The sequence below is a fragment of the Glaciihabitans sp. GrIS 2.15 genome (assembly GCF_035984695.1).
GTDB lineage: Bacteria > Actinomycetota > Actinomycetes > Actinomycetales > Microbacteriaceae > Lacisediminihabitans.
In genome coordinates this window covers 1-11,423 of record NZ_JAXCHU010000024.1, presented here as the reverse complement: position 1 = coordinate 11,423, position 11,423 = coordinate 1, and the positions used below count along the sequence as shown (strand labels likewise).

Sequence of the window (11,423 nt, the reverse complement as noted above, 5' to 3'; positions counted from 1 at the left end):
ACCTGACGCAAGGGAAGGTTCCGGTCTCGGGCGTAGGTGCGCATGATTGCGAAGGCATCATTCATAGTGGTGTTCATCGTGGCCGCGAGGACGCCCTTGGCTTGCTCAATCAAAATCCTCGAATCAAGGGCACGTTGGAGCTGCTCCGCCACGACATTGGCGCTGCGAATGTGACGTTCCTGCAAAATCCCGATCGTGGCAACATCAGCCAGCGCTTGGGCGACAGCAATATCCTCCGAGACAAGCGCGCCGATGTGATGGCTGAACAGGTTCATGGTGCCAATGATTTGCCCCCGAAGGCGCAGCGGGGTGGCATGAATGGATCGGAAGCCGAATTTCAGCGCCTCTGCTGAAAACGTGGGCCAGGACCCCCCATCGACTTCGATGTTACCGACGGTCACCGGGGTGCCTGTTCGGAAACAATCAAGGCAGGGGCCCTCCCCCGCAGCGAGTTGAAAGATTTCCACCAGCTCAGCTTCTTCACTCGTTGAGGCCACCAGCTGAAGCTGGCCCGTCGGGTCGGCCAGCATGAGCCCGCCCGCCTGGGTATCGAGAATGTCGGTGCACTGCCCAACAAGCCAGTGCAGGAGGTCAACGACATCGAATTCAGTCACGAGAGTGTCGGCGAGTTTGACGAAAGCCGCGCTGAGCTTGCTCTCACGTGTCTCGGTTGTCATCATCTTCTTTTCCTAAGTTATTGTCACGGGGGTGGGTATCTTCGAACGTGAGCAAGCCGGCCACCACATCACGGGCGACCGTGAGAACGGTTATCCCGTTAGCGAAAGCGTAGGCCTGTAACCGCGCGTACGCGATAGTTGCGGTCGTGTTCAACTGAACAAGAACGATGCCGGTGGCCTGGTGAACCTCTCGTCGAAGCGCCGGCGCCGCCGCCGACTCCACAGCCGTGTCATCGGACGCGGACACCATTGCCTGCTGGACAGCTCCTGCCGCTATTGCGGATGCGATCATCAACGCCGTGGTCTGCTGGTGATGGTCCAACGAGAGAGGTCTGTCGCTATGGAGGGTCGCAACCCCGACCGTGACCGCACCCATCTGGATGGGAACGCAAAAGATCGCGCCGATAGGCAACTCGCCAAGCGCTGCACCCAGCACCGGCCAGTCATCGTGGCCTCCCGCGGCAACATCCGGGACCATGACGATGTGGCCTGACCGCGCGACCGAACTTTGGGGCCCCTCACCGAGCTCGAACTGCAGCTCGTCAATACGCGCCGCGATCACGCCACTCGAGCAGAGCGTCATCCGCACACCGGATGCTGTTGTCACCGCAACGGAAGCACCGGAGACGGGAAGAGAACTCAAAAACGGAAGACATAAATCGTGTACGTCGACAGGCCGAAGGTCCGCCTCCGAATTGGCCGAGTCGGTCACACCGATCCGTCCCGCTCGAAGACTAAACGCAGGCCGCCGACCTGCGTTTGCGTGAAACGGATGTCGTTCAACCACATCACCGTCGTGACCTTTCGCCATAAAACTGCCGGATCCGGGACAAGCTTTTCTACGTTACCGCACACGTGCAGGCTGATCGCAGGCGGCACAGTCACCCGGAGCATCACCCTCGCCCGCGAGAGCGGACGGAAAGTTGACATCCGGTCCATGAAACGTCACAGTAGGAATCGTCACTCCAGCCCTTGGTGCATCCGAATTTCTCTTTGGATTGGGGCCACTGTGACTTTTTTTGTCTCACCAACTTCTCTGCTCCCCGCCACTACCGGTCGAGGAGACGATCACCGTGCGGGCGCGCTGTACTGTGAACATCCCAACGCCGGGTCGTGGCGGGTGTGCGATAGTCGCCTCGCCCGCGCTGACGGTCGGTTCTGGGCATTCACCGATACAAAACCCCACGAGCTCGAAGTGATGGAACTCAGCGACGAGTTCCTGCGGACCGGGTTCCCAACCAAGTCGCATGCGTTCGCGCGCCTCCCCCGAACGACCGGCGAGTCGCAGACCGCTGAGCTGGAGGCACGGACCAGATGACACTTCAAGAGGTACGTTCCTCATCGCACACCAACCCGGGGATCGAGGTGATCCGCTTGAACCGGACCGGTTGGCGTATCTCGAACTCGTCCATCGACCAGGGTGATTCAGGTCGGCTCCTCGGCTACATCGAACGTCTAGCCAACGACCGATACGAAGTGCTGTGGTTAGCTGCGCCGATCAGCTGGGCGTACGTTGATTCGTTCGAACTGGCTTTGGCAGCAGTGACCGACCGCCCAAACTTCAGCGGCATCATCGAACCAGAACGCGACCCCGCGACCCGCGCTGGTGATACTGCGTTGTTCCGCCCACTGCGTCGGCGCCAAAACAGCGCTGCAGTAAAAATCCACCGTTGGAAGAAGCAACCGTCTGACCAGTGACCAATTGACCGAATGACCAGATGAAGCGGGGCGGACTGTCGCCTCAATTCCCGCAAGCACAGGGTGTGTGTTCAATGGGTTTCCTTTACTACGGCAACAACAGTTACGCGGTCGAAATCGACGACCGTCCCCTCGCCCATCTGAAAGTGGTCCTGCTGAGTCTGCTGCGCGCGGGCAAAAGCGCCGCATTCTGTTTCGACAGATCAACCGATATTGGCAGTGGTCGGGAGACTTTGTGGATTAGCCCCTCAACGGAACTTCGATTCCGATTCAACGGGAACCGGGCACCGCGCATCAACGAGCAATGGTTACAGCTCATCGCCGCCACCGCGGATGCTCCCACCGGACTGCGTCTGGTGGCCGAACCAGTCGAGGTCCCTATTCTCCTTCGATCGGCAGGGTGATCCGGCAACGGGTTCTGATCGATATCGAGTTCGTTGTCGATGAAACCCAATTCAAGTTAGCCCAATTATTGGACAATATGGTCGGCATTTCCGACGTGACCGAAACGGGCGTTCGCGAGGCCGTTACCGCTGGCATAATTCACGTCGATTGGGCCGCGCAAGGACTCGCACCCCAACGCAGCACCATCACTACCCGCACCTCGACCTCGAGTGGAAAGTTTGTCGAAATACTGCTGCCAGCCGACACCAGTGTCATCGCAAGCTAAAGAGAATAACCCGCAAGCCCCGCGAATCATCCGATAACACCAGCATTGTCGGAACGCTTCACAGTCGCCCGAAGCATGGACGGACGCAAGTTGTTCGCCGAATGTGGCGGATCTCTTATGGGGCTGTCGGCCTGAACGGTGCCGCCGCCTCAGACACGGATCCCGGAACGGTTCACTCGTTCAGGAAATTTTCAGGAGGCCATTTGATCTTCCTGCTTTGCACTGGTCGATAAGTAGCATTCATCGGCTCTGCAAGTCTGGCGCGTCGACAGGGTCCTTCGAGTCCACCATCGATATGGTCTATCCCCGAGTCTGGTCGGTCACATCAGCGATGTTTCAGCAAACTTTGGTCGCGAGCCAGTTGGCCGCCGCGGTTACTGTCGGCGCCGCAAGGGGAATTGCGAGCGACATCAATTCGATCACTCCAGCGCGGTCAAATCGCCCGGCGCTGTGTCAGATGCGAAGTTAGTTCGTGGTCGGGTGAGGTGTTTTTTAGAAGGTCACGGTGGGCAGTGTTCGTCGAATCGGGTGGTCTTGCGGGGCTTCTGACTCGATGTAATTACAGATGGCGACGATCGCTTTGTCTTGTTCAGTGAGGTGGCGCTGGAGTCTTCGGCATTCATGAACGACTGCTTCTGCATCGAGGTAGGTCTGTTCGGCCCGCTGGGTCCCTGCCCGGCCGAGGACATCTTGCCCAACCATGATGACGAACATGAACACGAGTTGGAGCAGGCTGGAGATGAAGAGAAGAAATGCAAACGGGTAAGGGTCGAAGGTGATGATTCCGGCCAAGGCCAATCCAATCCAACCGAACTGGAAAAGCACAGCGAAATAGAACGCCCACATGGTGCTGACAGTTTTCGTAATCGCAGCAGCAATACGACCATTCAGACCTACATATTGCGCCTTGACCGTGGTGGGTGTCAGCGTCTCCCGTTCCTTTACCCGCGGGTGTGCTTCTGATTTGACCAGATCGACTCCCTTGTTAAGAATTTTGTCCTGTTCCGCCAGGTGGGAGTGCAGGGTACGGACCTCGCTCAGAATCGTTTCCGCGTCTGTGAAGGTGCGCTCGGAGCGTTGATCGGAACTGCGCCCGAGAACACCTTGACCGACGAGGATTACGAATACGAGCACCAACTGCACCAGGTTGCCAAGGAACAGGAGGAAAGGGAACGGGTAGGGGTCGGTCTTATGCAGCGGTCCAATACTGGCAAGGCCAATCCAGACGAAGACAAAAACGATAGTGATGTAGACAGACCACATCGACCCAACCTTGCTGGTGAGGAATAAGCCAAGGCGAGTATTCAGCCCAAGGCGATCATCCTCACCTGTCGCAGCCGTGGCTGTTGGGGAAGTTTTCGTGGAACGTTTCGATTCTCGGGGGTGAGCCATGTTTGTCACAATAAGCGGTTCGTGATCGTGATCGTGAGGAACCTGCGGGTACTTCCGTGTGTGCGGCGGTTCGGAGCGGGTGGGGAGGCCTTCCTCGACTAAGGGCGTGCGGCGGTTTCTTTAGACCTCGAACAGGTGCGTCTCCCGCGTCTGGGACAGCATGGGCTCCGGCACGGTATCAACCGTCCTAAACCAGGAACGGTTAGCGGGACGTCCGAATCTCATGGTCGACTATTCCAGGCATATGTCGAAGGCGAAAAGTGTCCAAAGCTCGAGACTATGCAAGTTGAGTCGGGAGGAAGCCATATTCTGGCTGCCGAATTCGTGCTGGACGTAGTTAAGCAGATCATCGCCGTAGATAATCACCTCGGTCTAGTACACCGAAAACACGGGTGCGGAAGATCCGATGGGATCAGCCGGAAAAACCGGTGGCAGTGCAACGGAACAAGCTTCGGCCATTTGGCCGGCGGCTGCTCTTAGGGCGTGTTCATCCCACCGTTCACGTTGAGGGTCTCCCCGACGACGAAGCTGGATTCCGCGGAGGCGAGAAACACGTACGCCGGCGCCAGCTCGGCCGGTTGCGCGGCTCGTCCCATCGACGTCTCGCTGGATCCGAACTCGGGGAGCGTCTCCGGGTCCACGCCGCGCGTGACCTGCAGCGCGGTCCAGGTTGGCCCCGGTGCGACGACATTGACTCGGATACCGTGCGGGATGAGCTGCTGGGCCAGCCCCTTCGAGAGGTTGTTGATTGCGCCTTTGGTGCTTGCGTAGTCCAATCGATCCGGTGAGGGGATGTAGGCCTCGAGCGATGCGGTGTTGATGATCGTCGAACCGGGTTCGAGGTGGGGCAGGGCCGCCTTGACGATCCAGAAGAGTGCGAAGACGTTCGTCGCGTAGGTCTGCTCGAACTGCTCATCGCTGAGCTCCGCGAGCGTGGGTTGCCACACCTGCTTGCCGGCGACGTTGACGACCGCGTCGAGTCCGCCCATAGCGCTCACCGCCGTGTCAACGAGCGCTCGGCAGTAGGCCGGGTCGGTGAGATCGCCCGGCACCAACGTCGCGGTCCGACCAGCCCGCTTGATGACGTCGGCAATGTGACGCGCATCCGACTCCTCTTCTGGGCGGTACGACATCGTAATGTCGGCTCCCTCGCGGGCGAAGGCGATAGCCACTGCTCCACCGATGCCGGAGTCTGCTCCCGTGATCAAGGCACGCCGGCCGGCGAGTCGGCCGGTTCCGCGGTACGTCGCCTCGCCGAGGTCGGGCACCGGCGTCATCTGCGACTGGATACCGGGCTCGTCTTGCTGCTGGACGGGTGGGCTGATGACGGGGTAGCGGGTGCGCGGATCGCCGAAGGTGTACTGGTCTGGCTTCGCGGGGGCGGGTGTTGCAGTGGGTTCTGTCATTTCTGTCTCCTTGCCGAGCGGGATGCCCCGTCGGCACCCGAGAGCTCTTCGATGGTGATGGCCGCGTTGATCAGCCCGATGTGGCTGAGGCCCTGGGGCAGATTGCCGAGGAACGAGTGGTCGCTCGGCTCGATCATCTCGGCGAGAAGGCCCACGTCGTTCGAGAGCTGGACGAGTTCGTCCATGAGCGCCGTAGCCTCGTCGTGGCGACCCACGCAGGCCAATGCGCTCGCCATCCAGAAGGAGCAGGCGACGAAGGCTCCCTCCTCCTGATCGGCTCCGCTGTAGCGATAGAGAAGCGGGCCCCTGCCCAACTCGTTCCGGATGGCATCGATGGTCGACGACATGCGGGGCCCGCGGTCGAAGCCGCTCGTAGCGTGGAGCAGCACCGAGGCATCCAGGGTCTCGTCCCCGGCGTGGGCGACGTAGGCCTGGAGCGCATCAGACCAACAGTGCCCGTCGATCCAAGTTCGGATCTCGTCACATTCGGCTCGCCATCGCTTCGCATCGCCGGGCATGTGGCCGGCCTCGCACAGCTGGGCCGCAGCATCCAGCGCCTGCCAGCAGCCCATCTTCGAGGAGGTATTGTGATGCTGCTCCTCGAGCTCCCACATCCCCGCATCTTCCTGTCGCCAGGCTCCAGCGGTGCGTTCAGCGAAGGATTCCAGCAGCCGGCCCGTCTCCACGTCCAGCACGTTGCCGGCGTTGACGTAGATGCGAATCACGTCGAAGAGGTCGCCGAAGACGCTGAGCTGCACCTGATCGGTCGCCCGGTTTCCCGAGACCACCGGGCCGATCCCCCGCCACCCGGGTACCTGGTGCGTGGTGACCTCCCCCGGTAGCTCACCGCTGAGTGTGTAGAAGATCTGCAGTTCGGGACCGTGATCCTTGAGCGCGCGGAGCAGCCAGGCCACCGCCGAATGCGTCTCCTCCCGCAGACCGAACCGCACCAACGAGTGGACGGTATAGGCGAGATCACGTACCCACGCGTAGCGGTAGTCCCAATTCTTGCCCCCGCGCAGGCTCTCCGGCAGCGAGGTCGTTGGCGCCGCAGCGATCGAACCGGTCGAGGCGTACATAAGGAGCTTCAGTGCGAGCGCGCTGCGCTGCACGTGGAGCGCCCAGGGGCCGTCATAGCTGAACTCCTTCGACCAGGCGCGCCACGCGCTGATGGAGCGGTCGACGGCGGCATCCGTATATTTTCCAACCGGAATGGGAAGCGGGCCATCCGACGTTCCCGCGACGACAAGCAGGTGTCTCGACCCCTTCGACGTCGTGAATCCGCCCGCTATCGCGCGATCGCCACCGCCGCGCGGCCCGTGCTGGATGCCTCGCACGGTGAGGTTGACCGTGTCGATTCGCAGGATCTTGCCGAGGGGGCCGTCTTCGACCCACGGCGACGACGAGGCGAAACGGGTGCCCGGCGCGACCTTCCAGCGGAACTTCACGACGCCCCGGATCCCCTCGATGCGACGCGCCAACTCGACCCATGGCAGGCGTCCGGCGAGGCCCGTGACCAGCGCGTCCGTAACGCGTGCGACCCCGAACTCCGTGGTGAATGTTGTCCGCAGCACGTTCGTCCCGCTGAGGTAGCTGCGTCGCACGGTATACGGCTCGGTCGGCGCGAGTTCGATCTGACCGCCGCCCTCGGCATCCAGCAACCGGGCGAAGACCGGGGTGGAATCCATATCGGGAATGGGGAGCCAGTCGACGCTGCCGTCCCGGGCGATGAGCGCGACCGTGCGGCCGTCCCCGATCGCGGCATAATCCCGCAGATCGACATAGCCGTCGGTGCGGGCTTTCATGGCGACCATACGGCAACCTACCGCGCTGCCCTGAGGATGGCATCCGCGGTGCGGAGCGAAAGTGCCATCATCGTGAGGCCCGGGTTCGCGCTCAGCGAGCTCGGGAACACCGAGGTGTCGCAGATCCAGAGATTGGGGATATCGAAGCTCCGACCGTCGGCGTCAACCACCCCGACGTCGGCCGTCTCGCCCAGCCGGCAGGTCCCGAGGGTGTGAGCAGATCGCGGCAGAACCAGGATGTCGCTGCCACCCGCCGCCGACACGATGTTGGTCATCATCGTGACCGCGTGAGCCTCGATCGCCTTCTCGTTCTCGCCCGCCGTGAAGGTCACGTGCGCCTTCGGCACGCCGAGCTCGTCGACCTCGTCAGACAGGGTGAGCCGATTCGCGTCGGAAGGCAGGCATTCCGCGTTGATCCCCAGACCGGCCATGTAGGGGTACCGCTCGAGCGCCTCGGTGAGTTCCGGACCCCACAATGAGCTACCCCGGATCAGCGTCGTCGCGAAGGTCAACGGCATCACCCCGAGGCTCTGCATCAGGTAGCCGCCCACGAAAGCGGCGTCAGGCGGGCGCACCATGTCTTCCGAGATGATCGACGACGGATAGCCGCGATACGACCGCATCAGCTGGTCGAATCGTCCCCAGACCTGCACGCCACCATGGGCCATGAAATTTCGGCCGACCTGGCCGCCACCGTTCGCGAGTGCGTTGTGCAGCAGCAGCCGCGGAGTCTCGATCCCGCCGGCGCTGAGCACCAACATCGCGCACCGTTGGCGATGGTCGACGCCATCACGTCGATAGATCACGGCGGTGACGGCGCCGGATTCGTCCGTTTCGATGGTGTGCACTGTCGAATCAGCGCGGATCTCGGCCCCGCGCGACACAGCCACCGGGAGGTAACTGGTATCCATCGACACTTTCGCGCCGTTGCGGCATCCTTGGTGGCAAGCGCCGCAGTTGACGCAAGCCTGGCGCAGTCCGAATCCCTCCTGCTGCCAGTCCTGGCTGATGACAGCGGCGGGCGCATCGGTGGCGCGGATGCCGAGCGCCTCGCATCCACGCATCATCATCTCCGACGAGGCGTTGCGCGCAACCGGCGGCAGTGCGTAGTGCCGATCAGGGTCCCAGGGATAGTCAGACGGCCCGGAAACACCGAGGTACTGCTCGACGCGGGCGACATAGGGCATGAGCTCGGAGGGGGAGATCGGCCAGTCGACACCCTGACCCGTCTCGCGTAGGAGCGACATGTCACGAGCGTCGGGGCGCGGCGTAAAGGCACCCCAATGCAACGTCGAACCGCCGACACCGCGGCCGCTGTTGTTGGGCCCGAAGGCGGTCGGTGTTTCGCCTCCGCTGAGCCGCTCATCCATCCAGATGATGTCGACTGCCTCGGTCTCATCGGGCGTGTGGTCGCCGGGCTCGAAGTTCGGGCCGGCTTCCAGCACCACAACTCTCAACCCGGCTGACGCCAAGGACGCGGTCAGAGGGGCCCCGCCAGCCCCTGACCCGACCACGATCACATCGACCTCGTCGGCGTGGTCGAACACGCGCATGCCGCTCAGGTTCATTCGGTGCCGCCGCCGCTCGGTTCCCAGGCTTCTCGGCGGCCGGCTTCGAGAAGGGTGAACCCTTGCTTGCGGACGCCGTCGCCGCCGTTGCCGAAGCCGTCGTACTTGACGCGTGAGAAGGTCGCCGGGTGCGCCATCCACTGACGAGCCAGATCCACGCGGGCGTCTTCGAACCAGAACTGTAGCTGCTTCGAGCTCAGCGTTGAGCCCTCGGCGACGAAGCTGCCGTCGATCAGCTGCGCGATCATCTCGCCCTGTCGCTCCGGGGTGTGAACGCCGAATCCGACCAGCGCGTCGAGGCCAAAATGATAGGCGTCCACGTCGGTGGGCAACGCCGCGTTCCGCCAACCGTCGCCGCCTCCGCGACCGAGCTGCTGGTCGACACGAGCGGCGAGGTCGATCGCGTCATCGCCCTGCGGGACAAGTCGCTCGGCGATGTCGCGCAGTGTCGCTAGTTGCTCGCTCGACAAGACCAAGGGTTGGTAAACAGGGTCATCCGCCAGCGCCCGCCGGGATAGGATGCCCCTGGTTCGCTCGCTCGTCCGTTCCGACGCGATGACCCGGCCGGTGCTCGGGGGAACCCCCGGGGACGTCCCTGCATGGTCACGCCAGAAGGTCAGGATCGCGGCGGCGACCTCCTGAGGTCGCTCGATCGGCAGAAGATGGGCGGCATGCTCGATCGTCACGAACTTCGCTGCCAGGTAGGTCGCCCCGTTGAGGTGGCGCTGCGCGGGTTCTCCCAGCTCCCCATCCTGGGCGCCCGAGACGATGAGAGCTGGCACAGTCAGATCCCCGATTTCTGAAGACCAGTCTTCGCGACTACCCCTCTCCAGCCAGGCGCGCCAAGCCAGCGGGTCAGTACGCCGCACGCCCGACATCGCGCTTGCCATGTCCGTCTCGGCGAGTGGCTCGGCGATGTTGGCGTCGACGAACTCGCGCGCCGATTCGTCGCTCAAGTGGCCGTCGGAAGACAAGTGGCTTTCTGAAGCCCAGCCGATCATCAACTCGCGGCGGTCCTCTGCCATCGGCTCGGACGTCACGGGAGATGCGGCCAGCAACACGACGCCGGCGAGGCCGAAGAGAGGCGCCCGACCAGACAGAGTCCGCGCGGCGATGATCGAGGCGATTTTTCCGCCCATGCTGTGGCCAACGAGCATCCATCGCGCAGCACCATGCGCACGGATCCGGCGGATGACGAACTCGACCGTCTCCTCCACCGAGGCCCCGTCGACCCACGCCGTGTCACCGAACCCGGGCAGATCGATGGCGACTACCTCGATCTCACCAGCCAAGGCATCCCGAAGGTGAGCGAACTCGGCAGAACTCGCGCCCAGGGCATGAAGGCAGAACGCCACCGGCCGCGCGGATGCCCGGGCACTGTTGCTTGACATGACACCAGCTTGCCGGAAGACCGCCGACGCCCCAAGGGCTTGACAAGGACCGCGCCGAGCGGCAGGCCGCGAACATTTACCGAGTGAAGAATTTAAGCGGCGGCTCGATTGGCGAGGCCGACCGGACAGGTACCGTTCCCCTCTCTTCCTGCGGGAAGGGTTCGATGCGGCTGTAATGGGCAATGGCCAAGACAACCCGGTTTTGCCAGGTCGCTTCGGTCAGCATCTGATCACGCCCACCAAGCAAGACGGCTCCTGGCCCGAGCGCGCACTCCGCATTGCCGAACTCCCACCCATGACGATTCACGATCTTCGACACACTGCTGCAACCCTGGCAACCAAACCGACAGCCATCCCTCCCGCTTACCCGCCTCCGTAGGGTAGTCGCATGTGCAATCTCAAACCTGTGCTTAATCGACTGGCGGCTTTTGCCATCGATATTGTGCAGTCGATCGTCGCTAGCCTCGGAGGCGGGAACGGAGACCCGACCGTCCTGCACGAGCCGGTCAAATCCGCGGGCACACCGCAACCGAATCGGAAGCTCAAGCTGAAACGGAAACGCTGACAGTAGAAATCGACGGGATGAGGCTGCTGTCGTTTTTTGGCTCCACAAAGTGCCCCCCCGTTTGCCGCCAGCCCTCCGAATTGGCTCGTCGGTGTAGGGCGAGCTGCGGCCGATAAGGGAACCCGCAACGGGAACCTTCAGCGGGGTGCTTAGCCTCAATACCGTTCAGTTAAGTGTTTGAAGGCGGATTTGGGGGCTGTGTTCGGGTTGTGGCCAGTGGGAGTGGTGGTCGCGTTTGGCAAGCCATTTGG

12 protein-coding genes are annotated in these 11,423 nt (G+C 62.3%); 3 read left to right on the top strand and 9 right to left on the bottom strand.

The annotated features are described in order from the left end of the window. The 3 genes from RCH11_RS17865 to RCH11_RS17855 form a co-directional block, all read right to left on the bottom strand. Positions 1-614: GAF and ANTAR domain-containing protein (locus tag RCH11_RS17865; RefSeq protein ID WP_327058377.1), on the bottom strand; the 614-nt coding region annotated here is incomplete at its 3' end. Positions 615-657: 43 nt separating this feature from the next. Continuing rightward, positions 658-1,320, bottom strand: coding sequence for a GAF and ANTAR domain-containing protein (locus tag RCH11_RS17860; RefSeq protein ID WP_327058376.1), 663 nt, complete (start codon positions 1,318-1,320; stop codon positions 658-660). Between the two features lie 65 nt (positions 1,321-1,385). Then, complete coding sequence (locus RCH11_RS17855) at positions 1,386-1,562, bottom strand: hypothetical protein (RefSeq protein WP_327058375.1); 177 nt, start codon at positions 1,560-1,562, stop codon at positions 1,386-1,388. A 429-nt stretch (positions 1,563-1,991) separates the two neighbouring features. Here RCH11_RS17855 and RCH11_RS17850 point away from each other — a divergent pair, with 429 nt between their 5' ends. The 3 genes from RCH11_RS17850 (at position 1,992) to RCH11_RS17840 (ending at position 3,045) form a co-directional block, all read left to right on the top strand. Then, entirely contained in the window at positions 1,992-2,375 is a 384-nt protein-coding gene (locus RCH11_RS17850) for a hypothetical protein (RefSeq protein WP_327058374.1), read from the top strand. A gap of 74 nt (positions 2,376-2,449) precedes the next feature. Next, the gene (locus tag RCH11_RS17845; RefSeq protein WP_327058373.1) at positions 2,450-2,779 is read left to right on the top strand and encodes a DUF7882 family protein; all 330 of its coding nucleotides are present in this window, start codon (positions 2,450-2,452) and stop codon (positions 2,777-2,779) included. Then, positions 2,776-3,045, top strand: coding sequence for a hypothetical protein (locus tag RCH11_RS17840; protein ID WP_327058372.1), 270 nt, complete (start codon positions 2,776-2,778; stop codon positions 3,043-3,045). Before RCH11_RS17845 ends, RCH11_RS17840 begins: the two co-directional genes overlap by 4 nt. 492 nt (positions 3,046-3,537) lie before the next feature. Here the strand turns inward: RCH11_RS17840 and RCH11_RS17835 are convergent, their stop codons facing one another. The 6 genes from RCH11_RS17835 to RCH11_RS17810 all read right to left on the bottom strand — a co-directional run bounded on the left by RCH11_RS17835 (position 3,538) and on the right by RCH11_RS17810 (position 10,926). Further along, entirely contained in the window at positions 3,538-4,308 is a 771-nt protein-coding gene (locus tag RCH11_RS17835) for a DUF1003 domain-containing protein (protein ID WP_327058371.1), read from the bottom strand. A gap of 605 nt (positions 4,309-4,913) precedes the next feature. Beyond that, a complete protein-coding gene (locus RCH11_RS17830; protein ID WP_327058370.1) occupies positions 4,914-5,843 on the bottom strand; it encodes an SDR family oxidoreductase in 930 nt (309 codons plus the stop codon). After that, positions 5,840-7,657, bottom strand: a complete 1,818-nt coding sequence (locus RCH11_RS17825) for a glycoside hydrolase family 15 protein (protein ID WP_327058369.1) — start codon at positions 7,655-7,657, stop codon at positions 5,840-5,842. Before RCH11_RS17825 ends, RCH11_RS17830 begins: the two co-directional genes overlap by 4 nt. A gap of 8 nt (positions 7,658-7,665) precedes the next feature. Then, the gene (locus RCH11_RS17820) at positions 7,666-9,201 is read right to left on the bottom strand and encodes a GMC family oxidoreductase (protein WP_327058368.1); all 1,536 of its coding nucleotides are present in this window, start codon (positions 9,199-9,201) and stop codon (positions 7,666-7,668) included. A gap of 11 nt (positions 9,202-9,212) precedes the next feature. Beyond that, positions 9,213-10,607: an alpha/beta fold hydrolase gene (locus RCH11_RS17815; protein WP_327058367.1), complete on the bottom strand. Its 1,395-nt coding sequence runs from the start codon at positions 10,605-10,607 to the stop codon at positions 9,213-9,215. 76 nt (positions 10,608-10,683) lie between these two features. Next, positions 10,684-10,926 carry a hypothetical protein gene (locus RCH11_RS17810; protein ID WP_327058366.1) on the bottom strand — a complete coding sequence of 81 codons (243 nt, stop codon included), beginning with the start codon at positions 10,924-10,926 and terminating at the stop codon, positions 10,684-10,686. Between the last annotated feature and the right edge of the window lie 497 nt (positions 10,927-11,423).

Bases quoted from the DNA above. Each gene is read 5' to 3' on its own strand.
- RCH11_RS17825 (WP_327058369.1), bottom strand. From the start codon at position 7,657: ATGGTCGCCATGAAAGCCCGCACCGACGGCTATGTCGATCTGCGGGAT.
- RCH11_RS17850 (WP_327058374.1), top strand. From the start codon at position 1,992: ATGACACTTCAAGAGGTACGTTCCTCATCGCACACCAACCCGGGGATC.
- RCH11_RS17830 (WP_327058370.1), bottom strand. From the start codon at position 5,843: ATGACAGAACCCACTGCAACACCCGCCCCCGCGAAGCCAGACCAGTAC.
- RCH11_RS17820 (WP_327058368.1), bottom strand. From the start codon at position 9,201: ATGCGCGTGTTCGACCACGCCGACGAGGTCGATGTGATCGTGGTCGGG.
- RCH11_RS17845 (WP_327058373.1), top strand. From the start codon at position 2,450: ATGGGTTTCCTTTACTACGGCAACAACAGTTACGCGGTCGAAATCGAC.
- RCH11_RS17835 (WP_327058371.1), bottom strand. From the start codon at position 4,308: ATGTGGTCTGTCTACATCACTATCGTTTTTGTCTTCGTCTGGATTGGC.
- RCH11_RS17815 (WP_327058367.1), bottom strand. From the start codon at position 10,607: ATGTCAAGCAACAGTGCCCGGGCATCCGCGCGGCCGGTGGCGTTCTGC.